28 protein-coding genes and 1 tRNA gene are annotated in these 25,876 nt (G+C 44.5%); 12 read left to right on the top strand and 17 right to left on the bottom strand.

Going from position 1 to position 25,876, the window contains the following annotated elements:
• Positions 1-162: 162 nt before the first annotated feature.
• The 6 genes from rimI to ACRRS0_RS04190 all read right to left on the bottom strand — a co-directional run bounded on the left by rimI (position 163) and on the right by ACRRS0_RS04190 (position 5,525).
• Positions 163-627 (bottom strand): ribosomal protein S18-alanine N-acetyltransferase, encoded by a 465-nt coding sequence (gene rimI / locus ACRRS0_RS04215; protein ID WP_432454471.1) that lies wholly within the window; start codon positions 625-627, stop codon positions 163-165.
• A complete protein-coding gene (locus ACRRS0_RS04210; RefSeq protein ID WP_432454472.1) occupies positions 600-986 on the bottom strand; it encodes a DNA polymerase III subunit psi in 387 nt (128 codons plus the stop codon). The genes rimI and ACRRS0_RS04210 overlap by 28 nt, the downstream gene beginning before the upstream one ends.
• Positions 987-1,030: 44 nt before the next feature.
• Positions 1,031-1,894: a 23S rRNA pseudouridine(2604) synthase RluF gene (rluF, locus tag ACRRS0_RS04205; RefSeq protein WP_432454473.1), complete on the bottom strand. Its 864-nt coding sequence runs from the start codon at positions 1,892-1,894 to the stop codon at positions 1,031-1,033.
• Positions 1,895-1,972: 78 nt separating this feature from the next.
• The gene (locus ACRRS0_RS04200) at positions 1,973-2,800 is read right to left on the bottom strand and encodes an HDOD domain-containing protein (RefSeq protein ID WP_432454474.1); all 828 of its coding nucleotides are present in this window, start codon (positions 2,798-2,800) and stop codon (positions 1,973-1,975) included.
• 631 nt (positions 2,801-3,431) lie between these two features.
• Positions 3,432-4,610 carry a mannonate dehydratase gene (uxuA, locus tag ACRRS0_RS04195; RefSeq protein ID WP_432454475.1) on the bottom strand — a complete coding sequence of 393 codons (1,179 nt, stop codon included), beginning with the start codon at positions 4,608-4,610 and terminating at the stop codon, positions 3,432-3,434.
• 132 nt (positions 4,611-4,742) lie between these two features.
• Positions 4,743-5,525: an FCD domain-containing protein gene (locus ACRRS0_RS04190; RefSeq protein ID WP_432454476.1), complete on the bottom strand. Its 783-nt coding sequence runs from the start codon at positions 5,523-5,525 to the stop codon at positions 4,743-4,745.
• 844 nt (positions 5,526-6,369) lie between these two features.
• Between ACRRS0_RS04190 and ACRRS0_RS04185 the strand changes: the two genes are divergently transcribed.
• The 3 genes from ACRRS0_RS04185 to ACRRS0_RS04175 all read left to right on the top strand — a co-directional run bounded on the left by ACRRS0_RS04185 (position 6,370) and on the right by ACRRS0_RS04175 (position 9,351).
• Entirely contained in the window at positions 6,370-7,833 is a 1,464-nt protein-coding gene (locus ACRRS0_RS04185) for a fructuronate reductase (RefSeq protein WP_432454477.1), read from the top strand.
• A gap of 341 nt (positions 7,834-8,174) precedes the next feature.
• On the top strand, positions 8,175-8,831 hold the full coding sequence (locus ACRRS0_RS04180; protein ID WP_432454478.1) for a hypothetical protein: 657 nt from the start codon (positions 8,175-8,177) through the stop codon (positions 8,829-8,831).
• A gap of 10 nt (positions 8,832-8,841) precedes the next feature.
• Positions 8,842-9,351 carry a YgjV family protein gene (locus ACRRS0_RS04175; RefSeq protein ID WP_432454479.1) on the top strand — a complete coding sequence of 170 codons (510 nt, stop codon included), beginning with the start codon at positions 8,842-8,844 and terminating at the stop codon, positions 9,349-9,351.
• Between the two features lie 117 nt (positions 9,352-9,468).
• Here ACRRS0_RS04175 and ACRRS0_RS04170 read toward each other — a convergent pair whose 3' ends face one another.
• Positions 9,469-9,852, bottom strand: coding sequence for a hypothetical protein (locus ACRRS0_RS04170; RefSeq protein WP_432454480.1), 384 nt, complete (start codon positions 9,850-9,852; stop codon positions 9,469-9,471).
• Positions 9,853-10,190: 338 nt separating this feature from the next.
• Between ACRRS0_RS04170 and lepA the strand changes: the two genes are divergently transcribed.
• Entirely contained in the window at positions 10,191-11,984 is a 1,794-nt protein-coding gene (lepA, locus tag ACRRS0_RS04165; RefSeq protein ID WP_432454481.1) for a translation elongation factor 4, read from the top strand.
• A gap of 387 nt (positions 11,985-12,371) precedes the next feature.
• Here the strand turns inward: lepA and ACRRS0_RS04160 are convergent, their stop codons facing one another.
• The 4 genes from ACRRS0_RS04160 to ACRRS0_RS04145 all read right to left on the bottom strand — a co-directional run bounded on the left by ACRRS0_RS04160 (position 12,372) and on the right by ACRRS0_RS04145 (position 16,709).
• Complete coding sequence (locus ACRRS0_RS04160; RefSeq protein WP_432454482.1) at positions 12,372-13,826, bottom strand: pyridoxal-phosphate dependent enzyme; 1,455 nt, start codon at positions 13,824-13,826, stop codon at positions 12,372-12,374.
• Positions 13,827-13,969: 143 nt separating this feature from the next.
• Positions 13,970-14,437 (bottom strand): Lrp/AsnC family transcriptional regulator, encoded by a 468-nt coding sequence (locus ACRRS0_RS04155; RefSeq protein WP_432454483.1) that lies wholly within the window; start codon positions 14,435-14,437, stop codon positions 13,970-13,972.
• 235 nt (positions 14,438-14,672) lie between these two features.
• Positions 14,673-15,500, bottom strand: coding sequence for a substrate-binding periplasmic protein (locus tag ACRRS0_RS04150; RefSeq protein WP_432454484.1), 828 nt, complete (start codon positions 15,498-15,500; stop codon positions 14,673-14,675).
• A 279-nt stretch (positions 15,501-15,779) separates the two neighbouring features.
• On the bottom strand, positions 15,780-16,709 hold the full coding sequence (locus ACRRS0_RS04145) for a DMT family transporter (RefSeq protein WP_432454485.1): 930 nt from the start codon (positions 16,707-16,709) through the stop codon (positions 15,780-15,782).
• Positions 16,710-16,828: 119 nt separating this feature from the next.
• On the opposite strand from ACRRS0_RS04145, the gene ACRRS0_RS04140 reads away from it, so the two are divergent.
• The gene (locus tag ACRRS0_RS04140) at positions 16,829-17,281 is read left to right on the top strand and encodes an Lrp/AsnC family transcriptional regulator (protein WP_432454486.1); all 453 of its coding nucleotides are present in this window, start codon (positions 16,829-16,831) and stop codon (positions 17,279-17,281) included.
• 375 nt (positions 17,282-17,656) lie between these two features.
• Positions 17,657-18,196 (top strand): hypothetical protein, encoded by a 540-nt coding sequence (locus tag ACRRS0_RS04135; RefSeq protein WP_432454487.1) that lies wholly within the window; start codon positions 17,657-17,659, stop codon positions 18,194-18,196.
• A gap of 69 nt (positions 18,197-18,265) precedes the next feature.
• On the opposite strand, the gene ACRRS0_RS04130 is transcribed toward ACRRS0_RS04135, so the two are convergent.
• Positions 18,266-18,766 (bottom strand): DUF2938 domain-containing protein, encoded by a 501-nt coding sequence (locus tag ACRRS0_RS04130; RefSeq protein WP_432454488.1) that lies wholly within the window; start codon positions 18,764-18,766, stop codon positions 18,266-18,268.
• Positions 18,767-18,848: 82 nt separating this feature from the next.
• On the opposite strand from ACRRS0_RS04130, the gene ACRRS0_RS04125 reads away from it, so the two are divergent.
• Entirely contained in the window at positions 18,849-19,241 is a 393-nt protein-coding gene (locus ACRRS0_RS04125; RefSeq protein ID WP_432454489.1) for a helix-turn-helix domain-containing protein, read from the top strand.
• Positions 19,242-19,488: 247 nt separating this feature from the next.
• Positions 19,489-19,650, top strand: coding sequence for a hypothetical protein (locus ACRRS0_RS04120; protein WP_432454490.1), 162 nt, complete (start codon positions 19,489-19,491; stop codon positions 19,648-19,650).
• 47 nt (positions 19,651-19,697) lie between these two features.
• Here the strand turns inward: ACRRS0_RS04120 and ACRRS0_RS04115 are convergent, their stop codons facing one another.
• Positions 19,698-19,832: a hypothetical protein gene (locus ACRRS0_RS04115; RefSeq protein ID WP_432454491.1), complete on the bottom strand. Its 135-nt coding sequence runs from the start codon at positions 19,830-19,832 to the stop codon at positions 19,698-19,700.
• Between the two features lie 235 nt (positions 19,833-20,067).
• Between ACRRS0_RS04115 and metN the strand changes: the two genes are divergently transcribed.
• From metN to ACRRS0_RS04100, 3 genes are all read left to right on the top strand, one after another.
• Entirely contained in the window at positions 20,068-21,102 is a 1,035-nt protein-coding gene (gene metN, locus ACRRS0_RS04110) for a methionine ABC transporter ATP-binding protein MetN (RefSeq protein ID WP_432454492.1), read from the top strand.
• Positions 21,092-21,784 (top strand): methionine ABC transporter permease, encoded by a 693-nt coding sequence (locus ACRRS0_RS04105; protein WP_432454493.1) that lies wholly within the window; start codon positions 21,092-21,094, stop codon positions 21,782-21,784. Before metN ends, ACRRS0_RS04105 begins: the two co-directional genes overlap by 11 nt.
• 88 nt (positions 21,785-21,872) lie before the next feature.
• Entirely contained in the window at positions 21,873-22,682 is an 810-nt protein-coding gene (locus ACRRS0_RS04100; protein WP_432454494.1) for a MetQ/NlpA family lipoprotein, read from the top strand.
• A 243-nt stretch (positions 22,683-22,925) separates the two neighbouring features.
• On the opposite strand, the gene ACRRS0_RS04095 is transcribed toward ACRRS0_RS04100, so the two are convergent.
• From ACRRS0_RS04095 to ACRRS0_RS04080, 4 genes are all read right to left on the bottom strand, one after another.
• A complete protein-coding gene (locus ACRRS0_RS04095; protein WP_432454495.1) occupies positions 22,926-23,318 on the bottom strand; it encodes an NUDIX hydrolase in 393 nt (130 codons plus the stop codon).
• Positions 23,319-23,758: 440 nt separating this feature from the next.
• Positions 23,759-24,352 carry a hypothetical protein gene (locus ACRRS0_RS04090; RefSeq protein ID WP_432454496.1) on the bottom strand — a complete coding sequence of 198 codons (594 nt, stop codon included), beginning with the start codon at positions 24,350-24,352 and terminating at the stop codon, positions 23,759-23,761.
• Positions 24,352-24,675, bottom strand: coding sequence for a hypothetical protein (locus tag ACRRS0_RS04085; RefSeq protein ID WP_432454497.1), 324 nt, complete (start codon positions 24,673-24,675; stop codon positions 24,352-24,354). The genes ACRRS0_RS04090 and ACRRS0_RS04085 overlap by 1 nt, the downstream gene beginning before the upstream one ends.
• A gap of 390 nt (positions 24,676-25,065) precedes the next feature.
• A tRNA-Leu gene (locus tag ACRRS0_RS04080) sits at positions 25,066-25,152 on the bottom strand.
• A gap of 204 nt (positions 25,153-25,356) precedes the next feature.
• Here ACRRS0_RS04080 and ACRRS0_RS04075 point away from each other — a divergent pair.
• Positions 25,357-25,827 carry an RDD family protein gene (locus ACRRS0_RS04075; RefSeq protein WP_432454498.1) on the top strand — a complete coding sequence of 157 codons (471 nt, stop codon included), beginning with the start codon at positions 25,357-25,359 and terminating at the stop codon, positions 25,825-25,827.
• Positions 25,828-25,876: the final 49 nt, after the last annotated feature.

The following is a 25,876-nucleotide window of genomic DNA, read 5'->3' as shown; positions in this document are numbered from 1 at the left end:
CCATGATGAACCGCCAAAGCGTGAGCGCTTTGCGTGCTTTAATAACGACGATGCTAGGCTAGTATCGGGAATACGAGCGCATGAACAAAGCCAATCGCATCCTACATACACTGATGTAAATCATCAGTTAGTCTAAAGGAGTAAGAAAACAAATTGATAAATCTAAACAGTGCAACAATATTGCATAACCAGGGCATCTTCTCGGCCCAGCTTATCGCAGGGGTAATATCCTTTACGACAATCAATTTCAACAAACTGAAAACGCTGATATAGACTCTGAGCAATCACATTACTGCGACGAACTTCCAGCATAATTTGCTGCCATTGTTGCTGCTCAGCCAACGCAAACATCGCTTGCATCAGGCGCTTACCTAAACCCTGCCCTTGATGTGCTGGATCAACGGCCAAATTAATCAATTCTGCGTCTCCGGCGACCACCCGTAAGATCATATAAGCTAACAAATGATTTTTGTGCCACAGACCCAAATTACGGTACAAACCACCAAAATTACTACTGAGTAATTGGCGACTCCAAGGATGTGAATGAGCCGCCTGTTCAATATTCAACATCATCGGCACATCCATCACCGACAGATGACTTACTTCGACTTGAGGAGCTGAGTGCATATTTGCTGCCATAAAATACGTTTTGCCTGGCGATCACTGAGCAGGCGTTGCGGATCACATTCAATCAAGCAAGGGTGAATTGGTGCCGGCTGATGCGGATCTGCCCATAATACCCACGCTTGGTAAGCCGCTGGAAAATGAGCGGCGCTAACGCAATGAACATCCTGCCATTCGAGCTCCATAGCAGCAACAATAGCTTTAAATAGATCGATATGCACTTGTAACTCATCTGGCTCAATCACTATCACCAAAGGCCAAGCCAAGGGTTCAGTCATAACTTGGCTGACGAGGTTAGCACGAGTTTGCCAAACATCAATATCCATCTCAGCCAAGTAGGTCAGCGCCTGCTTATCTAACATTTCACGCCTCTATATCCATCTTCAGTTATCCACACGAACCGTTCTCAACGTGGTTTTTTCTTTAAACTCAGCGTGGTTTTGCCACTGTTTTTGGGAGCATTCTTCAGCCGATGAGTGCTCGTCGCTTGTTTGTTATGCCATACTGTTTTAGCGCCAGATTTGCTCGCTTCAACCGCCGTTTTACTCGAGTGAGCCACCGCCTGATTAATTTCAGACATTTCAGCTTCGGTTAAATTACGCCACTGCCCCGGTCGTAAATCATCTAAACGCACATTCATAATCCGGGTACGCTTGAGCTTCAGCACCTCATAGCCGAGGTATTCACACATCCGACGAATTTGTCGATTGAGTCCTTGGGTGAGAATAATAGTAAACACAAATTTGCTATTTACTTTGACCTTGCAGGGCTTGGTAACCGTATCGAGGATCGGTACGCCGCGTGACATTCGCTCCACAAAACGCTCACTCAGCGGTTTATCCACAGTCACCACATATTCTTTATCGTGGGCATTCTCAGCGCGCAAAATTTTGTTAACGATGTCGCCATCACTGGTTAGAAAAATTAAACCTTCAGAGGGCTTATCCAGTCGACCAATCGGAAAAATACGCTGTTTATGAGCAATAGCGTCGATGATATTACCTTTCACATGACGCTCGGTGGTGCTGGTGATCCCAATCGGTTTATTGTAAGCGATATAAACCCGATCAGACTTATTGCTAGCGATGGCTTTAATTAATTTGCCATCCACGGCAACCCGATCGGTAGGCTGAACCTTGGTTCCCAATTCGGGTTTGATGCCATTAATGGTGACTCGCTGCTGCTCAATGAGCTTGTCTGCTTCACGACGAGAACAAAAACCGGAGTCACTGATAAATTTATTTAGACGTTTTTCGCTTGAGGCACTCACAAAGGGCTTCCACTGGCTAGTTTACCCGCCTATTAGAACACAGGTCGCTAACACCAATCCAATAAATGCGACAACAAGCTAACTAGACATTTGCTCGGCCATTTCACGCCCCTGTCCTCTCACCTTATCGATCGATACATAGTATGACGAAGGCAGAATCAAACGCCCAGAATGGGCATGGCTAACCAAGTAATCGATTTTCGCGGCTTTACTTTCTAATGAGTCCCAGTCTCGATGCACTTTACAGGCAAAGTTCAATACCAACGCCCTGAGCGGCTCAATAGTCGCTAAATCAGGATTCATATAAAACTCAATGGTATCCACTAAACGCGGTGCAAACTTCCAGCTGCGGGCCAATTCCGCGCCCAATTTGGCAGTCGTCGTCCCCAATAAACGCCGTTGTAACTCAAGCTCATCTTCACCTTCTGCCACCCTCGCGAGAATTTCGCAGGCAATATCGGGTACCAAGCTATGGATCATCAAGTCGCCAATGTTGTGCAAAATACCAGCCGTAAACATCTCGTTGGCATCGATCCCAACTTTATTTGCAATTTTACTGGCGATAATCGCAATCTCGAAGGTATCTCCCCAATATAATTTCATGTCTAAGGTTTTAAATCTGGGGAAAGCATTGGTCAACCAAGAGACCACAATCATTGTTTTTAAAGGGATAACCCCCAAACGGATCACCGCCTCATTGACCGAAGCAATCGTTCTGCTATGACCAAAATGAGCGGAGTTAGACAAGCGCAATACCCGTGCGCTAATCACTTGGTCCATCGAGATTTTCTTGGCGAGCACCGCAAAATCGCAATCAGGGTGATTAAGCATACTCACTAACTCTTGCACCACGCTCGAAACTTTCGGTAATTCATTAACCCGGGCAAGCAATTCTTGTTCGGTCATCCTAACCTCCCTGCCACCAATATCATTGCTGAGTGTCGGCAGACTCACTCAATATGTCGATTTAAGGACGAATTTTAACTACTAATTCAACTACTAATATAGCTGCTTTAAGCCAGTCGAGTAACTTTGAGTTGACGAATTGTTAAAATATGAAATTTATCAGTATTTGATAACACACAATAAAGATAAATCTGCGTAAGAGCAAACCAACGTTCACCCGGCCAATTAGTCAGCGACAAACTAGTGAATATTGTAAGTAAAAAAGGCACTACATCTGTAGCGCCCTACTTATAATTAAAGTTTTATGATTGATCGCTCAGACGATGAGCCAAAGAATAGATTCGCAGGCGACCGATTCAAGTGTCAGCTAAAGCATAAGCTAATGAGCCAATCGAACTAGCCAAAATGACGCCCCGCTAACCACGCGAGTTTTAGCCCTTCGAACACCGCATGGATCAGCACCGACTACAAATATTCATCAACTGTCACTTCACTGTAGCGGCAAAATATCGAGCGAGACACAAATCTGCGCTCGAGACTCAAACGGGCAATCGAATCACAGCGAAGTGGCATAAGCACTCAGCAGCAGATCCAGCTTAAGAAAATGTTTAAGATTCGCTAAACAACCCGCTTAAAAAAAAGCGCGGCGCAAAGCGAGCTCAAGGCCACGGACTTCAGCAAGGCCCTTCAAACGGCCAATTGCCGAATAACCAGGGTTAGTTTTTTTATTCAAATCATCGAGCATTTGATGGCCATGATCAGGACGCATTGGGATCAGTCTTTGTTCCCCCTGCTGTTTACGGCGATGCTCTTCTGCTAACAGCGCCATGACGACCTGATACATATCGACATCACCCTCAAGATGAGCCGCCTCATGAAAACTCTTCGAATTCTCTTCACGCATAGTCGAACGCAGATGAGTAAAGTAAACACGCTCACCATGTTGCTTAATCATATTCACCAAATCGTTGTCACCACGTACCCCATAAGAGCCAGTACACATGGTAATCCCATTCATTTTACTGGGAACTTGTTCAGTGAGAAAATTAATGTCTTCAATGGTAGATACGATGCGCGGCAAACCTAGAATAGGTCGTGGTGGATCGTCCGGATGAACCGCCATTCTCAAACCATAAGCTTCGCAAACAGGCATTAACTGCTGTAAAAAATAAACCATGTGTTCACGCAAACGATCTTTAGTAATACCCGCGTAACGGTCCAACTGAGCCTGAAACTCGGTGAGCGTATAGCCCTCTTCTGCGCCCGGCAAACCTGCAATAATATTGCTGGTCAGTTTAATCACATCTTGTTCAGACATTTGCTGAAAATATGCCAGCGCCTGTTGTTGCTCATCAGCGGAATAATCTTTTTCGGCCGCTGGTCGTTTAAGAATATGTAGCTCAAACGCGGCAAAAGCGATTTGATCGAAGCGTAGCGCTTTGGAACCATCAGGCATTTCGAATGCCAAATCAGTGCGAGTCCAATCTAAAACAGGCATGAAATTATAACATACCGTATCGATGCCACACTGCGCCAAATTAGTCAGGGTTTGCTTGTAGTTTTCGATCCATTGTTGGTAATCACCGGTTTGAGTTTTGATATCTTCATGTACCGGAACACTCTCTACCACCGACCAGCTTAAACCTTTCGCTTCGATGATTTGCTTACGCTTTAGAATTTCCGGTTTACTCCATACTTCCCCATTAGGAATATGGTGCAAAGCATTCACAATTCCGGTCGCCCCCGCCTGACGAATATCGTCGAGAGACACCAGATCATTGGGACCATACCAACGCCAAGTTTGTTCCATTACAACCACCTTTTTATCTATATAATCAATTTACTTCACCATCGTAGTGCCAACGATGAAACAAACTAAAAATAGCAATTCATTGCAAAATTTAAGTCATAGCAATTTTGGAGAACCAACAGGGGCCGATCATCATTTCCCCAACGACACCACCGGATTCGAGCTAAACAAATAGCCGTCAAAACTGGGGTCGTCAATGTCTGAGAGCTCCAATAGTCGCTGTTTTACATTTTCAAGGTGTTGCCACATGGCATTTTTAGCCGCTATCGGATCTTTACGTTGCATCGCCGCCAAAATACGGGCGTGGTCAGCAAGCCACTCTTCACGATAAGCCGTATCAGTAATGTATGAATGAAGAACTTTCCACATTGGACTTTGTTCTCTGCGATCCCAAGAATGCTTCAGCATATCCACCAAAACCGAGTTTTGCGTCGCCTCGGCAATGCTTAAATGAAACAACTCATCGCCACTGCTATTACAAGAGCCTTCGGCCAGTTCTTTGCGTTCCAGCTCTAAAGCCGCCCGCATCTTCACGATATCGCCTGGAGTTACTTGAATCGCCGCAAATTCAGCAATATTACTCTCGAGTAATTGCCGAGCTTGCAGCATTTCAAAAGGGCCTGCATCATCTTTCATCATATTTTCACGGCCATTCGATTGGTCCGGAATATTCACAACGTAAACCCCAGAACCTTTCTTGACTTCAACTAAATTTTCCAACTCCAGCATAATAATGGCTTCACGCACCACGGTGCGACTCACCTGAAGCCTTTCGGCAATCTCACGCTCAGGTTGTAGACGGTCACCCACTTGGTAATGACCATCCATTAATTCTTGTCTCAGTATTAGACCGAGTTCCTGATACGGTCGTTTCGGTTCAAAAAGCATCATGATCTGCTTATCACTATTGTCCATTACATTATGCGTTCATCATAATGGCCCAAGCAAATTGGTCAACCTGTTTATCTAAAACTGCCGTAACACCTTGTTTTCATGTTTCAATAATCAATTGAATTAATAGCCTTCATCGGCTCAACAGCTGGCTTCCCCAATCGCCCTAAAGAAATCATCAATACAGCGGCAGAGCCACGCGTTCTAGGCCGAAATACTTCAGTTGCATCGCCGTTTATTGCTGTATAGCACTCACAGCGGCCAAAGCAGAGCCAGCTTCATCGCTTTACTCTCGAGCAGTAGAAATCTCAAAGCTTGTAAGTTCGATTTGATTCAGCTTCGACGCACATATTCGCGATAAAACAACGCAATGTCAAACCAATATCCACAAATTACCGACCAATATTCATAAAAACAACATTTTGGTTAACCAATTACGTGACACCGATCACCATCTGTTTCATGGTATTTCCTTATAATCCTGACCTAAAGAAGCCCAAGACCATTTATCGTTAAAAATAACTGCTCAACCAAATTTATCACTAGTTACTTTATTCGCTCAAATGGAAAACAACTAACAATTGGTATACCAAAGTTAACAAATTCAATGAACCGAGGGCGATCTTTATCGACGACTGCTATGCGATTTCTCCACAGCTCGATGCTTAGCAAACTCACCAACAAAGCAATGAAACAACAAAGGTGCTTCTATGCAGCCTCGATTATCGCGCAAATACAGTGGACTCGATTTCACAAAGCAACCTTTGCCTCCAGGGGGGAAGGGTGAGACTTGAAGACTCAATCAAAAATGAATTTTATTATCGAAAAATATTCCGCCAGTTTGACTGACGGAAAATAAGGAAAAATCATGAACAATATTGCTAATACCACTCTTAAGGCTGGAGTACTCCGCCCGAGCTACCCTCGATTAAATCTGAAAAGTCGCATTGTCCATCTTGGTTTTGGCGCCTTTCATCGTGCCCATCAAGCCTTATTCACCAACGAAGTATTAGATAAATCCAGCAGTGATTGGGGGATCTGCGAGATCAACCTATTTGGCGGAGAGGAACTAATCCGCCAACTCCGCCAACAAGATCATCTATATACGGTTAGCGAAAAAGGGGCTACCGAAACCACCGTGAAACTCATCGCTTCAGTAACCGAATCCTTGCATCCCAGCTTTGAAGGCTCGCAGGCGGTATTAGCGAAGATGGCCGAGCCACAAGTAGCAATTATCTCGATGACCATCACCGAGAAAGGTTACTGTGTCGATCCGACAAGCGGTCGTTTAGATCTCAATAATTCGTTGATAGCCACCGATCTGGCTAATCCTCGACAACCGAGTTCGGCCATCGCCTATATCGTTGAAGCCTTGAGAATGCGGCGCGATTTAGGTCGGCGCGCCTTTACGGTTATGTCTTGCGATAATGTTCAAGAAAACGGTCATGTTGCCCGCGCCGCCGTACTCGATTTTGCCCAAGCGGTTGATCAAGAGCTTGCCGCTTGGATCGAAGCAGAAGTAAGCTTTCCCTGTACCATGGTTGATCGTATCGTTCCTGCGGCAACCGCCGAAACCTTGGAAGAAATCAGCCAACAACTTGGCGTCGCCGATCCCTGTGGTATCGCCTGTGAACCCTTTAAACAATGGGTGATTGAAGATAATTTTGTTAATGGGCGTCCTGATTGGGATATCGCCGGTGCAGAATTTGTAAGCAACGTGGTTCCCTTCGAAGAAATGAAACTACGCATGTTAAACGGCAGCCATTCCTTCCTCGCTTATCTCGGCTATCTGGGAGGGTATCAACATATTTCCGATACCATGAGCAATGAGAGTTACCGCCAAGCCGCTTTCGATTTAATGATCAAAGCTCAAGCTCCGACTTTAAACATGCCAGAGGGTACCGATTTGCTTGCCTACGCCAAGCAACTGATAGAACGTTTTAGTAATCCAAGTTTAAAACATCAAACTTGGCAAATCGCTATGGATGGTAGCCAAAAAATCCCACAGCGTTTTGGTAGCGCCTTGCGTTATCACTTAAACCAAGGCTCAGACTACAAATGGTTAGCAATGGGCATCGCTGCTTGGATGAAATACGTCGGTGGCGAAGATGAAAACCAACAGCCCATAGAGGTTCGAGATCCGATGGCAGAGCAATTAAAAGCGATTTACCAAGCACATCCAGAACAAGCATCACGAGTCAAAGCCCTGCTAGGACTTGAATCCGTCTTCGGTAAAGAGCTTGTGAATCATCATCATTTGGTTGCCGAAATCAGCAAAGCCTACCAAATCATTTGTCAAACAGGCGCTCGCGCGGCCGTGGCTTCCCTATAAACAAGCCGACTCCGAAGGTGGGGCGTCGAAGGATGCATTGCTAAACAAACCTATATCATTGCGAAGCGAATACCCGCTTCGCAATAATCGGCCATCCAAAGATGGCGAAGAATTGTTTCAAATATGGGCAACTGCAATCTTTGCGCACGGCACGGAAAACCATAAAACCGATCGCCATGGATGCTGGAGGTGTATATGCTCAGCTTAAGGAACAAGCGCTTTCACCACTGAAGAACGAGTATACTGCTTGCTTCAAGCCAAAAAGCTTCCATAATAAACCTTTATTTATCCAGTAAAATCAACCATGATCTCCAGATTCACAGGGGATGAGGCAAGACCGCATGAAACTAGCTCTGCTCTATACTCTAGAGGCCAATATCGCCCTGTTTAAACCCTACCTTGAGCAACACTTAGAGATGAACAAACTCGATATCAAGCACTATGTTCACCCCGAATTACTACAAAGAGCCATCGAGCAAGGCTTAAGTGAACAGCTGATTAAAGCTGTACAACAAGTAATACAACAAATCGCACAGGCAGGCGCAGAGCTGATTGTATGTACCTGCTCAACCATCGGAGACATTGCAGAAAATACCCCGAATGTGTCCGCCCGAGTGATCCGAGTCGACCGTCCCATGGCCAATCAAGCGGTTCAAGCCCAGCGAGTGCGAGTATTTGCCGCGCTGCAAAGCACACTCACTCCAACCCTTGAGCTAATCGCCAGCTGTGCCCAACAACAGGCGAAAAACCCCAGAGTAAACGCCGAACTGATCCCTCAAGCCTGGTCCTATTATCTGGCGGGCGACACCGACAACTATGCACGTACCATTGCCCAACACATCAATCAACAGCGTCTCGATGATGATGTCATTGTACTTGCACAGGCTTCGATGGCCCATGCGACTCAATATATTCAACAACCAAATATAAGCATATTAAACAGCCCCGAGTTAGCCGCTCACTACTTACGCGAGCAATTGCAATTCAGTCAAATTTAAGGGAATTATCATGCCAGAATTAAACCTAGCGCAAGTTGTCGGCCTGATCGCTTTCCTAATCGGTATCAGTGCCTTTTTTACCCAAGATGGCCATGCATTTAGACGCCGACTGACCATTTTTCAAATTGTGCTGTGTGGTCACTTTATATTAATGGGGGCTTATACGGCGGTGTTTGCCAGTGCCATTAGCGCGTTAAGAACCTATGCGTCGAGCAAAACTCAGTCCAGCGGCGTCATGTGGAGTTTTATTGCCCTGTTGTGGTTAATGAGTGTGCTGGCGATGCATAACCCCTATGAACTGCTCCCCATTATTGGTACGTCCTTAGCGACTTGGGGGCTATTTAAAACGGAAGGCTTAAAACTTCGCGCCTTGCTTCTATTCAACTCCTTTTGTTGGTTAGGCAACAACCTGTTGTTGGGCTCCATTGGTGGCACGATGATGGAAACAACCTTTATCTTGGTCAATTCCTATACCATCATCAATCTCATCAGAGCCAACAACAAACAAGCGATTGAATAAGTATTCGAGATAAGCCAAGGGCACGGTGGCTGTAGATGGCATAAAACAATCATAAACGACTATTATTGCGACAGCTTAGGCAAAGGCTTTCACCGCTTGAATTGCTTATAATTGCAGTTAATCAATGGCGGCTAAGGCACCATTCACACAGCGCATACCTGGTACAAAAGTCAGCTTATCTGCCGACATCTTTTGACCATTGGGTAGCTTAATATGATTAACTAACCAGAGCACACAGCCATCACTTAGATTCAGTAAACAACGAACTTGAGAATACAAGTGGCCATCATCAAACACTGAAGATACCGCGAAGGCTTGACCTTGCCACGCTTTTACCGCCTTATCATGACACATCACTAAATCGAGATATAAAATTTCCGGCACCACATCTTTCACCACTTTCAAGCATAATCTAGTACTAGAATAGCTTTGTTTTTCCAGCCACAGTCGATGGCCAATCGCGGTATCGGTCCACTCGAGGATCGTCATTTCTGCGTTCATGTCATTCCTTATCTATTACAGAGGAAACAATGGTATTTTTTAACTAAGCGAGGGTCGACAATCGAATCTCCCTTATTGCTTTCTGGTCACCACATGATCAAACAGTATGGAGTAAGGCATTATACCACCGCCATGCCACCAAACGCTTTTCACACCCACAAAAATGACAGGATCTCCCTACGATAAAAATAATTGACTGAAAATTTTAGCCGTTTTATCATGCCGACGGCTAAAAAATGTATCAAAACGCGCTTTCATGGCGCCACGCTCCCCCTAGCACTTCCTTTAGAAATGCTGATTTTCTGTGGGTTCCCCATATTGATACAAGGCTCCATTCAATGAATAATTCTAACACTCGTAATTTCTGCATCATCGCCCATATCGATCACGGCAAATCAACCCTTGCCGACCGCATGATCGAATACACCCATACCCTCACAGCCCGTGAAATGAAAGATCAAATATTAGATTCGATGGATATCGAACAAGAACGAGGGATTACGGTTAAACTGCAAACCGTTCACATGCTCTGGCAAGACAAAACTGGAAAAAAGTGGCAATTCAATCTTGTTGACACCCCAGGTCATGTCGATTTTTCTTCTGAAGTATCCCGCAGCATTACTGCCTGTGAAGGTGCTATCCTACTGATTGACGCGACTCAAGGTGTACAAGCACAAACACTGGCTAACTTGCGTCTTGCTCAACAACATGGGCTCACAATATTGCCTGTCGTGAATAAAATTGACAGCCCTCAGGCTGATCTTGCGCGGGTGATGACGCAGCTATCGGCAATTGATGGCCTTGCCCTACAACATATCATGCACTTGTCAGCAAGAACCGGAGAGGGTGTTGAAGCCTTGCTTGACACGATCCCAAAACGATTCCCTAGCCCCAGGAGCAATCCCAAAAACCCTCTAAGAGCCTATATTTTTGACTCTCACTACGACTGTTACCGTGGTGCGATCCTGCATGTAAGAATAATGGATGGCAAACTATCGCCAAAGGAAACACTTAAATTCATATCGACAGGTCAGTCATTTGAAGTGATTGAGACGGGTTATTTCATGCCCCAAATGACCCCGACTCGAAGACTCAATACGGGTGATGTAGGCTATATCACTGGGGCTATAAAAGATATTCGCGCGGTGCATGTTGGAGATACAATAACATCACGCCACCAGCCGGCAACAGAGCTAGTGCAAAAGTTCACAGAAATAAAACCAATGGTTTTTTGCGGCATTTATCCCGACCTACAAGGCAATGCTGAAAACCTGAGGTATGCGATGCAAAAACTACAACTGAATGATGCCTCACTCTCCGTAGAGCCTCACGTATCAGAGTCTTTAGGCGCTGGATTTCGTTGCGGATTTCTCGGCATGCTGCATCGAGAAATAATTGAAGAACGCCTTAAAAGGGAATATCAACAACACGTAATCACCACTGCACCAACCGTGAATTACCGGTGTATTTTAAAAAATAACACGATTCTAGAAGTCGATAATCCAGCTCTGTTTCCATCTCACGATGTTCTAAACTATGCCGAAGAACCCTTAGTAAGGGTGAGCATTAGCACCCCCTCTCGTTTTTCGGGAAGAGTTCTAGAATTGTGTGACAGCAAAATGGGGGACTATATGAATATGTCCTACCTTTCCGATGATGACGTTCTCATCGAATACAGCATGCCCCTAGCAATGATGATTAATGGCTTTTTTAGTGAGCTTAAATCTGCCAGCAAAGGCTATGCAACGCTTGACTATAAACCAGATGGTTACAAACGCTCAGAGCTAGTTAGAGTTGATATTCATATCGATACCCAAGTTGTCGATGCATTAACCTTTATTAGCCTTCGCGATAGCTCATTTCAGCGCGGCACCGCGCTGGTAAACAAATTGAAATACCTCATGCCGCGTAAACTTTATCCGGTACCTGCCCAAGCAGTGGTTAACAATAAAGCGATTGCTCGCGTAGATATTCCACCATTACGTAAAAATATGCTTGCGTCTGGGTTCAATGGTAGTGTTTCAGCAAAACAGCGAATGATACGCCAGCAACGAGAGCATCGTAAAAATAGCCGAGGGGCTCTAAGGATGGAAATATCTAGGGAAATCTTTAGCGCAATACTCCTCGCTTAAAAATTATTGGTTATATAGCTAACATGAAATGACGCTCCCAAAACTGGGCGCTGATCTTTCAGCCATAATCGATGACCCGAAGCGGAACAACAGATATAAGAACGAAATATCAACTCACTCGTATCAAATGTCATAACATTCAAGCTAATTCGTAAACCTCCTGTCGACTGACAACGGTCGACAGGAGGTTTTATATCAAACCCGATATAATACCAATCTAACTAATGAACCGCGCATTTTTACTGGCCTAAATCACCGCTAACTTCGTTATAAACCTTGTAATTAGAGCCACTAGTTACAGCTATTCATGCCTCTTTATCAGCAGATTTATTCAACGCGGCTGATAATACAATGAATCAAATTGGTATAAGCAGTCGCTGAAACGGCTTAGGCGCGATTTGCTCCGGTAAGCAATACAGCGATATGACCTTGTAGCGCTTGCTCTTCGCTCATTGCAATCACGCCAGCGATAGCAACCGCACCAGAAGGCTCTAATCTCAACGAATCGGCAGTTTCGGCATCTTCCATAGCCCTCTGGATCTGCGGGTCATCAACTAAAATCACCTTGTCTACCAAACCTTGCATGTCCATCACCGCTTCCGGAATGGGGCTTCTTACGGCAAGCCCATCGGCAATCGTATTCACCGAATCACGCTCAACCGCACGAGATTGTAGCCAGCTGCAATACATTGAATCGGCACCTTTGGGAACAACACCGATAATCTGGGTACTCGGCGAGGATGCTTTTATCCAGCGCGCAACACCGTTGATCAAGGCCCCATTTCCCAGCGGAATATATACCGCATCGAAATGCTGGCCCTTGCTGAGTAACTCAACCCCAATGCTTCCAGCGCCTTCTGAAACAGCCACCTCTTTACCGTCTTCCAGAAAACAATAAGCATGCTGTTGGCTATACAGCTTGGCTTGCTCTTTGGCGCTATCAAAATCATCACCATAGTGCTGAATCTTAGCGCCTAATGCTTTGATTTTAGAAACCTTAAGCGGGTTCGCATTGCTCGGAACAAAAACCTCTAGCGGGCGTTTTCGCTGCTGACAACTCCAAGCCAGTGCAAGTCCCCAATTACCGGCACTCGCACAAACAATTGGCCGTTTATCCTCAGGACTGAATACTGTAGAGAGGTAGTGTTCAGCTCCTCGCCCCTTAAAACAAGCAATCGGATTATCGGTTTCATCTTTAAGCCAGATATTGGCCTTGCAAGCTTGGCTTAAAAAGGACGAACGGAATAACCGAGACTGGGTAAACAAGGGGTTGATATGCTGGTGTGCCCTCTGGATTTTACTTAAAGAGATCCTCGACTCCGCCACTGGTGGGCAAACCCTCGATTTCTGCGCTGACGGTAACACGTTATCTCCCTTCGCGTGGTCAATCATCAACACGCCATCGAGATGTTCATACTCATGTTGCAATAGCTCCGAATAATCGGCCGGAAGCTCATTCCAATCACGAAACTCACCGTGAATATTTTGGTATTTGAGGCTAATGCTTTGATGCCGTTGGATTTTAACGATCAGTTCTGGGGTACTTAAACAGTCATCCCAAACCGACTGCATAGCGTCACTGCGCCAAGTGATTTCCGGGTTAATCAAGGTGATTGGCGCAGCCCCCAAGTTAACCACAATAATCCTTAAAGACAGCCCCGTTTGTGGCGCAGCTAAAGCTCGACCAAATCCGAGCCTATGGCGAACATCATTTAAGGTGGCATGTAAGTTGTTGACACAAGAGCGCAGATTATCGTCAAAATCGGTCACAATTTGCGCTTTTTTTCGAAGGCTTCCCGATACATCACTATCAGGTGTCAGCACTTCCATAATCTCAGACATGATTGTATTTCCTTCACTAAAATGAGTCTTAATATGCTAAGAGAAAGAGGTAATCAATAGCGCCATTGTTTATAAAAAAGCTGCACAAATCCGGCTTAAAATCAGCAAAACACGCATATTTTCGTCATCTGAAACACCAACAACTACTCCAACAGTTGCTCGATAAAAGCTGAAGCGTCCTGTTTCGATTGGCGAATAATTAACGAAGAAGTAAAACTTCGAACATTGTCATCATCCATCAACATGTTTTGAGTAAATGAATCAAACTCAGCCACACTCTTCACTGCAATCAGCAAACAAAAATCACTTTGCCCGGTAACGTAATAACATTGCAGTACGCAAGGATGAATTCGCATCTTATTTTCGAAGCGACCAATATCGGTATTTCGCTCATCGATCAGATCCACATGAATAATAAACTGCATTTGAATTCCGAATTTCTCGGCATTCAACTCCGCGATTTCTTTATCAATCATGCCGCTACTTCGTAATTGCTTAATCCGACGTTGAACGGCAGAAGCCGACAAACCCACCATGGAACCGATATACTCAGCGCTCTTTTTAGTGTCTTTGCGATAAATTGACAGGATCTTTAAATCTAAACTATCCATTTCCACATGCTTATCTCACTTTGTTTGAACAGTAGTTTCCCTGAATCAATGAGATTTGCAAAGAACTGGATCGTTACAATATTTCGGCACACTCGAGAGACCTCAAAAAATGAGATCTGTAGCATCGTGCCACGATAAGCGAATCAGACGGTATTTTGTGAGTGATGCAAACAGATGAGAAAAAGCGATGGAGGCTGTTCAACAGAGCCTTACATTGAATAGAGCAAAGGATACCCTAATAATTCGACCCAGAAACACCATAGGACTGAACCAACGCCTTATAGTCTGCGGACTGGCGTATATTACCAATGGCATTCCAAATACACTCCGTCAACGCGGTATGCTCAAAATAAAAATTCTTCGAAAACATCAAATAACCGAGCTTGGATTTGAGCGCTGGCTGTAATATTTTAATCTGACGAGCGAGTAACGGTGCAAAGGCAATCACCGATTGAACATTGCCGCCAATCGCAACAACGCCGTCGACCCGCTTAGCAACCAGCATATCCAGCATCTGCTGCTCATCATTAAACTCCAGCGGTTTTAAGCCCAAACGTTTTACAATATCGATACCAGCAGAGCCTCGTTCAACCGCGATACGGGTCCTCGGACCACTGATCTTTTCTCCATCCCACTTTAAGTCACTTTGTTTAAGCGTAAACAATTGATAAAAGTAGCCTCTGACCGCCCGCTCTGGATCCGGTAGTCCGTCTTTCATCGGATAAGCACCATAGACCGCCCGTTCGCTTTTATAGCTGGAAGAATAAGCGGCGTCTGCACCACCATACTCCACCAACAACAGCGCCCTTTTCCATGGAACTAACAAAAACTTGATTTCAACACCACAGCGCTCACCAGCCTGCAGCAACAACTCAGCACGATAACCGGGTCGGTCCGCTAAACGTTGCTTATCTATATGATCAAAAATTGGCCCAGAGGAGCCGCCTGCGGAGGCTGTCGTGGCAATAACAATGCTGCGAGTCTCTTGTGCTGCACTTGCAAACGACATAATTAACATGGCATAAGCCGCCAAGTTGATGAGAATGCCCCGAAGTCCTTTCATTGATTGCTCCTTTACTGCTGAGTAATGGGAAGGCTTAAGCGCTCAGTGCTTTTTGTAAAACTCAGTATCAGCAGCGTACAACTTAGAAATACAGCATGTTGCAGATTATACATCTCAAAAGATATCTTGTAAGGGTCATCCTTTTATGAATTTTATCAATTAAATATTTAAACCTGGCATGCGGTATTCAAACAGTCTTCTCTGCAAACCTTGCTTGACTCTCGATTTTACTAGTGGCTTTAACCTACATGACCTTTTCAAACCAATTATCGCTTATATTTAATTCGATTTCCTCGTCAAATTGACCAAGCCAAAGCCCTGATATTTGATCATTCCAAGAGAAAACAGCATACCTAGAAAGATACCTGCAGAACCAATGAACTCAGCGCTAGTCAGCGACTCACCAAGCACTATAACGCCTAATACCAAGGCAATTGGAGGCACTAGTGCCGCAAATATAGCGCCTTTGGCAGCGCCCAAAATACTAATACTTTTGGCGTAGCAATAGAGCGCAACAATCGCCACCAATACGCCTTGATACAAGCCATGATTAACCAACATGTCCACCGGAAGTTGAGTCAGTGCCCCCGGATTGAAGAGTAAAGATATTGGTAAACAAACAACAGCCGAAACCACAGAAACCATCGCGGTAGCGACCCAAGAGTTTAACTGCCAAAATTTACAGAGTAATGTGAAAGAAGCCCAAAGAACGCCACAGCCTACAAACATAAGATCACCCAATAAAATGTCGGCATTCAATTCCTCAAAACTACTTTTGCCGATAAAGACAATGCCGGAAATGATCAGCACAATCCCTAACCATCGGCTGGGCGTCAATTTATCCGCAAAACAAAACATGCTCCCAAGGGTAGAAAATACCAACATGGTACTCGGTGCAATAGTTCCAAAGTGAGCACTCGATGACAAATTAATCCCCGAAGTTGCAAGAATCACGTAGGGTGCCCCAGCACCAACGGCTAAAATAGCACCTTTACTAAAAATCACGCTTAGTTTGATCGCATGGAACAGCAGTACCGGCAACAAGATAAAACCGGCAATACTGAAACGAAGGGTCGCTATATCTAAAGGAGACAAACTTTGCAGCGCAGCGACTTTTGACACCACCGGCCAACTGCCCCAAATCATCGAGGCAATTAAACCGAGACCCACCCCAACCATGGTTCGCTTATCCATCATTAACATCATCATTTTCCCCCATTATTCGTGTCTATCCAGTTTATGCCTACCCGCCTTTCAAATCGCAGCCTATAATACTGACACACGCATAAATTCGGCTGATTTTTACTTAATATGGAGAAAAACTGCATATGGATGACTTCGATCGACAACTTTTAGCGAAACTACAATTAAACAACAAAAAAACCTCTGAAGATCTTGGAAATGAAATAGGACTGTCAGCAACTGCGGTTCAAAGAAGGATCAAGAAACTGAGGGAATCGGGAACCATCGAAAAAGAAGTCGCCATATTAAATAGCCGCGCGCTAGGCAACTTCATAACTATTATTGTTGAAGTTTCCTTGGCAAAAGGTGGCACCACCGTGATTGACAACTTCAAGAAAAAAGCCAAGGCGCACTCCGAAGTACAACAGTGTTACTACATGGCGGGCGAAAAAGATTTTATACTGATGATTACCGCGTCCAGTATGCAAAGATATGAAGAAATCACCCGAGAGTTATTTCTGGATGACCAAACCATACTCAAATTCAGCTCAAATGTAGTGATGGAAAATGTAAAACAGAGCCTAGCCTATCCTTTTTAAAGCGAATCGATTTGCAAGCTCAAGAGCAAACTTAAAGTCACTCCCAGCCCTAAGCTCGGCACAATGACTTAGTCATATCACCTCAATCACGGCTTTAATAGCTGATTGAATAACAATCTCGGTTTGAAGTTGATGACTCGAGTGTCCACAAGCCATAAACTGCTAAACTCCAGTTGCGGTCTTCATCGCGATCATGTTGCAAACATTCAAAGAGGTTCGTTTGACGATTACGCTTCCCTATCAGATTCATAAAAATGACGTTTTTGACTTAAAAAATCCGCCCAAAAAACTCTCAGAGAGATTTATACCGCAGGACCAAACGGAGCTCGGTATTGGCGTGTCACCCCCTATGATACTCAAGATATAGGCGAGGATATGCGCCTCAATTGCCTGCCAGTGCACTTGGCGATTGTCGATCAAGTGAAACAAAGAATCGCTCACTGTAAACAAACACGAGTTGTGATTGGCCTGCTCGAACCAGCAGATAAAGACGCCAAAACGCTCAACACACTAAGCAAGCGAATACGTAAGGCCTTGTCAAATAACGATAACGTGAAGAACCTTTATCACACATGGATTGAACTGGACTTTGGGAATAACACCTTCGATGTTTTCGATATTACTGGGCCCTATTGGAAACACATCCCTAATGCGGATCAAGGCTGCTACTTTGATCGGCAAACTGCCAGTCAATTTGATCTAAAATATACGCCGATATTCAAATCACAAACTAAGGTGCTGGCGTTTCACGAACGAATCACTTATTTGCAATCAAGTAATGATGTGGCAGGAAAAAGCCATGCACAGCGTTATCTGAAGCAGTTTTATAGCCATCAACCGCGGGTTGAAACTCCCCCGAGTTATATCGATAGACTCAAAGAATTTTTCCGCTCTTTTATGGAAAGGATGACTTAAGCAAAACCGACTGGCTTGCTTCATCAAACTATCGGCGTGTCGCGACTCAGCTCAAACCTGAGCGCGACTTTAAGCCCCCCTGAGTATCCAGGGTAACGTTAAGGCACTGCAAAATAGGCCAATGCCATAGGCACTGTGAGTGACGATACTTAACCCCCTCGCCAACCGAGGCGCCGCTGTTTTACTTGCCGCAAACCCAAAACCAAGACAAGGTTGGATGATACAAAAAGGAAATACCAAGGTCACAATCCCGGTGATCAACGCAGGCAGCAGTGTTGGACTTGCCAGCCATACCTCTTCGAATAAAAACACATGAGCCATCGCAAAAACAATCCCAATTGCATAATGTAAGGCCCAACCGAGAAGTCTTTCGCCCTTGACCGGCGGTGTAGACACAATCGTTCGATGCAGTAGCTGCCCCCTTGCTATGAAACATACCCATCGCGCAAGCAGCGCATAATCCAGCGCTGGGATCCCGAGTATTCTTTTTTGGAACAACGACCAACCATCCATGACCAGCGTCGCTCCAATACCAATCCAAACGGCTTGTAAACAAAGATTTGTAAGCATTAAATATTCCCCTTGTCGCTCTTAATTTGATAGATTCACAAACAGGGTACAACTTGAAGTCGACTTTAAGTCAATAGGAGATATGATGGATATTGCAGAGGTGGCTCGTCGCTCTGGTTTAAAACCTTCAACCTTAAGATATTATGAAAAAATCGGGCTGATCCACTCCCCCAGTCGAAAAGGGCTACGCCGACAATATTTTCCAAGTGTATTGAATAAATTAAATATTATTTCTTTGGGCCGCATGGCTGGGCTATCGCTCATTGAAATTTCAATGATGTTCGATACAAACGATGAATTGTCTATCGATAGAACATTGTTAATCCAAAAAACGACTGAGATTGATGCGCAAATTAAACAGCTACAAGCAATACGCAATAGCCTTTTCCATGTTGCAACTTGCCCACAAACTTCGCATTTAGAATGCCCGTCATTTCAGAAAATGATGAGCGCAGTGAAGCGTGATCTATCTTAGATTTATCGGGCCAAGCGCGGTGTTAGCTGACCGGAACTCGGGGAAATAGGCTTTGTCAGCAACGACTAGATTGCCTGTGATGGCAAACCAGCCAGCTAAAATAAGCTATTTATATCTATTGTTGCGCCATGAGGCCATACTGAAATGGTTACGCATTCCGTTTACAGAGCTCAATGCATCGCAATTCTCCTAAGCTTGGATCCAAACTAACTGCAGGTTTAAGTGCTTCCCCAAATAGGAAATGCTCATGAGTAAAGGACAAGACAGTAAAAAAGGCTCCAAGAAGAAACCGCTGTTAAGCGCCAAAGAAAAGAAAGCAGTCAAAGCAGTCAAAGCAGTCAAAGCAGTCAAAGCAGTCAAAGCAGTCAAAGCAGCCAAAAAATCGCCAAAGAAAGGTCTAGGACTTTAGATTCAAATTGTGACGAGTCATCGATTATTTCGATGACTTTTTGCGTTTCACAAATAACACAAAATAACCAAGTTGAATAAACGACGGCGGCCAATCCCCCCTTGTTGCAAGTAGCCAGCCTTACCGCTTGATGGCGGTACAATCATCCCAAGTTGCCAGCGCGGCAAATAAAAAGCCGCCACAACGCGCCCCCCACTGCAAACAACAACAGAATTTCATAGCGCTTGGTTTAACCACAAAGCGCTCTTATAGCAGCAGGCTATAACTCAGAACAAATTAGATTTGTTAAAATACCCAATTAGACTTCTGGACGGCTAATTAATCATTGACTTCAAGGGCACTTATCCATAGCATCCTTCTACCATTCAGTCACACCTTAGCATGTAATTCTAAGCTCTCTTGTATAGGCCTATGTAAATGATTGAAATCAGCGATGTTAATAAGGTTTTCTATCAAGGAGAGAAAGAGATTGTTGCGCTTAATGCCATCAACCTTTCTATTCCTCAAGGAACCATTTTTGGCGTGATTGGCTCATCCGGTGCAGGTAAAAGTACCTTGATCCGTTGTGTCAATATGCTGGAAGCGCCAACTTCGGGACAAATCATTGTTGATGGGGTCGATCTCACCACTCTTTCACACCCACAACTTTGCCAAGCTAGACGCAATATAGGGATGATTTTTCAGCACTTCAACTTGCTATCTTCACGTACGGTATTCAACAATATCGCGCTGCCCTTAGAGCTAGCAAACACAGATAAAACGCAGATTGATCGTAAAGTAACAGAGCTCTTGGACTTAGTCGGCCTCACCGATAAACGAGACACCTATCCAGCCAATCTTAGTGGCGGTCAGAAGCAACGAGTCGCGATTGCGCGAGCCCTAGCCTCTGATCCGAAAGTACTGTTATGTGATGAAGCCACCAGTGCCCTTGATCCCGCAACCACCCAGTCGATTCTGGAGTTATTACGAGAGATAAACTTGCAACTTGGCATTACCATTTTACTGATCACTCATGAAATGGATGTAGTGAAGAGTATTTGTCATCAAGTCGCGATCATCGGTGGTGGTGAACTGGTAGAGAAGGGAACCGTTGGTGAAATTTTTGCGCATCCCAAAACCCAACTGGCTCATGACTTTATACGCTCAACTTTAGACCTCTCTATCCCCGAAGATTACCGAGTACGGCTAAACACAAAAAGAGTCGTGGGAAGTCACCCCTTAGTGCGCTTAGAGTTTACGGGAGCAACGGTTGACGCACCTCTGATCAGTCAAATTGCTCGCCAATTTAATATCGATGTTAGTATTTTAAGTTCCGATCTTGATTACGCCGGAGGGGTAAAATTTGGCATGATGGTCGCCGAACTACTTGGCAATGAAGCAGACGATAGCGCAGCGATTGAGTTTCTGAAACAACATAAAGTCAAAGTGGAGGTACTTGGTTATGTCCAGTAACGGTTTTTCATTTCAACAAATCGTGGAGTGGCTAAACTTCAATGGTCAGTTACTACTCGGCGCTACGGGCGAAACCCTCTACATGGTGTCGGTCGCGGGCATTGTTGGCTTTGCACTTGGTATTCCCTTAGGTGTTATTTTACATATCACTAAAAAAGGTGGATTAGCTGCAAACAACAAACTAAACCGAATATTAGGTGCAATCGTGAATATCGGTCGTTCGGTACCGTTTTTAGTGCTCATGGTCGCAATTATTCCACTCACCAAGCTGTTAGTAGGTACCTTTATTGGCACCACCGCCGCGATTGTGCCGCTAACGATTGGTGCAATCCCATTTGTTGCACGTTTAATCGAAGGCGCACTGCTAGAGGTTCCTTCTGGTTTAGTTGAAGCAGCGCAGTCGATGGGCGCAACGCCAAGGCAAATCATCACCAAAGTTTTACTGCCCGAAGCGCTCCCCACCATTATCAATGCCGTCACCATCACACTAGTAACCTTAGTCAGTTATTCTGCGATGGCAGGCACTGTTGGTGGAGGAGGCTTGGGAGATGTGGCTATTCGCTATGGTTTTCACCGTTATGATGTGGTGATTATGGCCGTGACTGTAGTGATGCTCATCATCTTAGTCCAGATTATTCAGTCGATTGGCGACTTGATTGTAAGACGGGTCGACCACAGATAGTGATTTTCAACGAAAAAATTTGCAAATAACGGTTTTAAAAACGACCACCAGATCGACAAAAATAGATATTAATTACAGGAAACACAGCATGAAATTTAGTCTTAAAAGTATTCTCGCAGTTAGCCTGGCGGCATCTGCTTTAGTTTTAGCGGGTTGTGGCGAGAAAGAGACCGACCTAAGCAAGATTAAAGTTGGAGTAATTGCCGGAGCAGAAGCTCAAGTAGCAGAAGTAGCAGCCAAGGTAGCCAAAGAAAAATACGGCCTAGACGTAGAGTTAGTGACCTTTACCGACTACGTCACACCAAATGCAGCATTAGATGATGGCTCTGTTGATATCAACGCCTTCCAACATAAACCATATCTGGATCAACAGATCCTCGATCGCGGCTATAAATTGGCTATCGCAGGTAACTCTTTTGTTTACCCAATCGCCGGCTACTCAAAGCAAATTAAAACTATCGCAGAACTGCCAGACGGCGCACGTATCGCGGTTCCAAATGATCCAACCAACCTTGGTCGCTCATTAATTCTTCTTGAGCAGCAAGGCCTACTCACCTTACGTGACGGCGTTGGTCTACAAGGCACCGTTCGCGATATCGTTGCTAATCCTAAAAACATTAGCATTGTTGAATTAGACGCCGCCCAATTGCCTCGTTCACTTGATGACGTTGCCCTTTCGATTATCAACACCACTTACGCTAGTAGCATCGACTTGTCACCCGAGAAAGATGGTATTTTTGTAGAGAGTAAAAAATCGCCTTACGTCAACTTAATCGTGGCTCGCGAAGACAACGTTAACGCAGCAAATGTGCAAAACTTTGTAAAAGCCTACCAAACCGATGAAGTATACCAAGCGGCTTCCACAATCTTTAAAGGCGGAGTGGTAAAAGGCTGGTAATCAAGCCACAGCCGCTAGAAAATGAGTGAGCAAAATTAAACATCGCGTTTACTTTTACGAATAAAGAGCCCGCATCACGCTCACTGAACATAGAAGATAAGCCTTTTTATTGCTGATTAATCAGCCAACAACAATGCCCGTCGAGCGATAGCAAAACGGGCATTTTAAGACTCTTTCATCAATCCCAGAAAACCAATCTTGCAGTCAACGTTTGTGGCCATAGATCCATCTCAAATTTAAGATCTAAGCATTGGTTTTTTTTAGAACACGATGAAGTGCTTTCTGCGCCGCTGGTGCGCAGCAACTCATTTCAGAAAGTCCCAACCATTCAGCCTTTTCAATTTCTGCGTTAGCAAATATATCCCCCGTGAAATTTGCGGTGTAACAATGCATTGTCAGCTGAGTATTGGCTAAAGCATATGCCGTATCAGTGATCGAGAATTGGTGCTGAATTGAATCGAGAGCTAATTCAATACTCAGTTCTTCGCGAATTTCACGCTGTAAGCCAACTTCATTGGTTTCTCCAATCTCCAGCTTGCCACCTGGGATAAAAAATTTATCTTTACCTTTAGACTTCACACAGAGTAAGCGCTCTCCTTTTCTATAGAGCCACCCGACACTCACTAACTGTTCCATTTTTACCCCTCATGGATATAAAGCATGTAATGAATAGATCATTATTTTTGACGAGAGACTAAAAATCAACTGGCTTAACTCGGTCGCCATCCATACACTCTTTAACCAAGAGAATATATTCGTGAAAAATAGTAAAGTATCAGCAGGCAGCCATTTCGGTTTTTAGGTGCTTGGGCTAACAGTGAAAACCGCGGGTAAACACCACCGTTTTCAAGCCAATTCGATTAAGCATTATAAGGTGTTGTCTAACCAAATGATTGATTTAAGGGCTTATCGAGATAAGCGGTTAAAGTTAAAAAAATAGCATCGACAGCAAGCATTAAAAACCTTGCAAAAATGAGCCACTAGCCCCCTTGAAACAAGGCTCGAAAGTCATAAATATATTCGCGGAGAGCCCTCAGACTCTACGGCCTTTTATTTTAGACAAGCGACCAACATGCCTAGAAGTCTATCGGGCACACCCGCTCACCAGAGCGGTACTCTTTGGCTAAACGCACCGCATTAGTAAAAAACTGTAAGGTATAAGCAGGGGGTAATTTAGTTGTACCGTTTTCCTGAGCCAAGCGCTCTGCCTCAAGCAACTCAACATCCCCTTTCAATACACAAGAGTAATAGAACCTTTGTTTAAGCACAGGGCCAATCGAAGGGCCAAATTCATGAATTCGCTTTAAAAAAGCTCCCATTACCTCCGGCTTACTTTGTTCTTTGTACCACTCTTGAGCCATCACTAAGGTTTGCGGTAAATGCTCTTCAAGTACTTCACCATTATCCGGTTTGTACCTTAACACATCCCAGAACAAATGATTTAATTCATTATCTTCTCTAATCTCCCTTACCAGCTCAGCAAACCAAGAGGGTGCCATATACACCTGTGGCTCGATATATTGCAGAGGTGGAGATTTTAACAAGCGAGGCATGATTTTTAAAAAACCATAGTCTCCATCCTCTTCCAAAATAAACTCCCAAGCCCCCCCTCCCATATTCCTGCCGTCATAACGCTGCTTATAAAAAGCTAAAAATTCTCGTTTTTTCATTACTCTCCCACCTCATTTAAGCCCGCTACCCTTTCTATTTTTACTGGTAATCCATCAGGGTACTTTATCCCAATTTTTTCTCCCGCCTTTAAATTCAATTTATCAGCTAATTGACCTGAAGCAATTGCATCTGGGGGTATACGATACATTGGCTCGCCCTTACTATCTATTCCCTCTGGCTCAAATCCAACTTGTTGTTGAGTAGATAAATCAGCCCCACCAGTTTTAACTTCAATAATTAGTACAGTTTTATCAATGTTACTTATTGAACAGATATCTGGTTTACAGTAGCCGCCTTTTCCATCTGCATGATAAATGACCATCGGTACCCAACGGTTTCTTCGTCGGTATCAAAAGGTGACTTCGCTAACGCGAACTATTTACCTGGTGCTGGAGGCAGTCGATTTATGTACTTAAGCACGAAACCAACTTGGTTCTATATGATAACGACAACGCCCGATGACCTTTCGATTGTAGATAAAAGCAGTGAGTACTATAAAAGTGGCGCTAAAACCTACTTAACACGAGAAGAATGGATGACAAATTACCCTACAATCGTACCCGAGTAGAATGCCGCCGAATAATGACTTCGCAAATGATTTGTCTACAGAGCATAGGATGAGACGGTATAGGAGTTGAATGTTGGGGGGGAGACTACACGACGGTGATTTTGAAACACAAAAAAGCCGTCACTAGGACGGCTTTTTCTAATTTGGTACCAGAGGCCGGACTTGAACCGGCACGTTATTTCTAACGGGGGATTTTGAATCCCCTATGTCTACCAATTTCATCACTCTGGCATTTTTCCCCGCCTTAGCGAGTGATTGGCATTATAAGCTGCGTTTTTAGATTGGCAAGTGCTTTTTAAGAATAAGCCGTCTAAGTGTTTAAGATTTGGTCGCGCGAGCATTTTATAAGCTTATGTTGGCAAAATTCGGCAATAGTTTGGTGGTGGTGAACTGAGTTTTGCTAGAATGAAGGCCTCACTTTTTTGGAAACATCCTATGACACAAGCAGCTTCTCTCTCAGCCCTTCCAAGCGCAGGCTTTTTCCGCCGCTTAGGTGCTTATATTTATGATGCAGTGATGGCAACAGCCATTGCGATGGTCGTAACCATGTTGAGCTTGGCCATGGTTGCCGTCAGTAGTAGTTTAGGCTTACTCACGCTCCCCGAGGGAGTGGAGCCCTCGAGTTACTTGGTGACACAAATTTGGTTTCAGGGGCTAATTTGGGGCAGCATCATCTTGTTCTATATTTGGTTTTGGCACAACCAAGGCCAAACAATCGGAATGCGAGCCTGGCGTTTGCGAGTTCAAAATAAAGATGGATCGAATATTTCCTATACCCAAGCGCTGATCCGCTTATTCACTTCAGCCCTTGGGCTAGGTAACGTAATGGTATTACTCACCAAAGACAAAACTGCTTTTCAAGATATATGGGGAAAGTGCCAAGTGGTCACCCTACCTAAAAAGTAACCCTATCTAAATCACCAGATGATAAAAATAGCCGCGCAGAAAACGCGAA

Origin of the sequence: Agarivorans sp. QJM3NY_29 (assembly GCF_050870835.2) — a bacterium.
Lineage (GTDB): Bacteria > Pseudomonadota > Gammaproteobacteria > Enterobacterales > Celerinatantimonadaceae > Agarivorans.
Note: the sequence above shows the minus strand (reverse complement) of the source record. Positions and strands in the feature narration are given on the sequence as shown.

Coding starts and splice junctions, on each gene's coding strand:
- ACRRS0_RS04180 (WP_432454478.1), top strand. CDS start 8,175: ATGAAACTAGCTCTGCTCTATACTCTAGAGGCCAATATCGCCCTGTTT.
- ACRRS0_RS04085 (WP_432454497.1), bottom strand. CDS start 24,675: ATGGTCATTTATCATGCAGATGGAAAAGGCGGCTACTGTAAACCAGAT.
- ACRRS0_RS04075 (WP_432454498.1), top strand. CDS start 25,357: ATGACACAAGCAGCTTCTCTCTCAGCCCTTCCAAGCGCAGGCTTTTTC.
- ACRRS0_RS04145 (WP_432454485.1), bottom strand. CDS start 16,709: ATGATGATGTTAATGATGGATAAGCGAACCATGGTTGGGGTGGGTCTC.
- uxuA (WP_432454475.1), bottom strand. CDS start 4,610: ATGGAACAAACTTGGCGTTGGTATGGTCCCAATGATCTGGTGTCTCTC.
- ACRRS0_RS04120 (WP_432454490.1), top strand. CDS start 19,489: ATGAGTAAAGGACAAGACAGTAAAAAAGGCTCCAAGAAGAAACCGCTG.
- ACRRS0_RS04155 (WP_432454483.1), bottom strand. CDS start 14,437: ATGGATAGTTTAGATTTAAAGATCCTGTCAATTTATCGCAAAGACACT.
- ACRRS0_RS04210 (WP_432454472.1), bottom strand. CDS start 986: ATGTTAGATAAGCAGGCGCTGACCTACTTGGCTGAGATGGATATTGAT.
- ACRRS0_RS04135 (WP_432454487.1), top strand. CDS start 17,657: ATGCGCCTCAATTGCCTGCCAGTGCACTTGGCGATTGTCGATCAAGTG.
- ACRRS0_RS04140 (WP_432454486.1), top strand. CDS start 16,829: ATGGATGACTTCGATCGACAACTTTTAGCGAAACTACAATTAAACAAC.
- ACRRS0_RS04170 (WP_432454480.1), bottom strand. CDS start 9,852: ATGAACGCAGAAATGACGATCCTCGAGTGGACCGATACCGCGATTGGC.
- ACRRS0_RS04160 (WP_432454482.1), bottom strand. CDS start 13,826: ATGTCTGAGATTATGGAAGTGCTGACACCTGATAGTGATGTATCGGGA.
- ACRRS0_RS04175 (WP_432454479.1), top strand. CDS start 8,842: ATGCCAGAATTAAACCTAGCGCAAGTTGTCGGCCTGATCGCTTTCCTA.
- ACRRS0_RS04105 (WP_432454493.1), top strand. CDS start 21,092: ATGTCCAGTAACGGTTTTTCATTTCAACAAATCGTGGAGTGGCTAAAC.
- ACRRS0_RS04190 (WP_432454476.1), bottom strand. CDS start 5,525: ATGGACAATAGTGATAAGCAGATCATGATGCTTTTTGAACCGAAACGA.
- ACRRS0_RS04125 (WP_432454489.1), top strand. CDS start 18,849: ATGATGGATATTGCAGAGGTGGCTCGTCGCTCTGGTTTAAAACCTTCA.
- ACRRS0_RS04100 (WP_432454494.1), top strand. CDS start 21,873: ATGAAATTTAGTCTTAAAAGTATTCTCGCAGTTAGCCTGGCGGCATCT.
- lepA (WP_432454481.1), top strand. CDS start 10,191: ATGAATAATTCTAACACTCGTAATTTCTGCATCATCGCCCATATCGAT.
- ACRRS0_RS04130 (WP_432454488.1), bottom strand. CDS start 18,766: ATGCTTACAAATCTTTGTTTACAAGCCGTTTGGATTGGTATTGGAGCG.
- ACRRS0_RS04090 (WP_432454496.1), bottom strand. CDS start 24,352: ATGAAAAAACGAGAATTTTTAGCTTTTTATAAGCAGCGTTATGACGGC.
- ACRRS0_RS04200 (WP_432454474.1), bottom strand. CDS start 2,800: ATGACCGAACAAGAATTGCTTGCCCGGGTTAATGAATTACCGAAAGTT.
- ACRRS0_RS04150 (WP_432454484.1), bottom strand. CDS start 15,500: ATGAAAGGACTTCGGGGCATTCTCATCAACTTGGCGGCTTATGCCATG.
- rimI (WP_432454471.1), bottom strand. CDS start 627: ATGCACTCAGCTCCTCAAGTCGAAGTAAGTCATCTGTCGGTGATGGAT.
- ACRRS0_RS04095 (WP_432454495.1), bottom strand. CDS start 23,318: ATGGAACAGTTAGTGAGTGTCGGGTGGCTCTATAGAAAAGGAGAGCGC.
- ACRRS0_RS04185 (WP_432454477.1), top strand. CDS start 6,370: ATGAACAATATTGCTAATACCACTCTTAAGGCTGGAGTACTCCGCCCG.
- metN (WP_432454492.1), top strand. CDS start 20,068: ATGATTGAAATCAGCGATGTTAATAAGGTTTTCTATCAAGGAGAGAAA.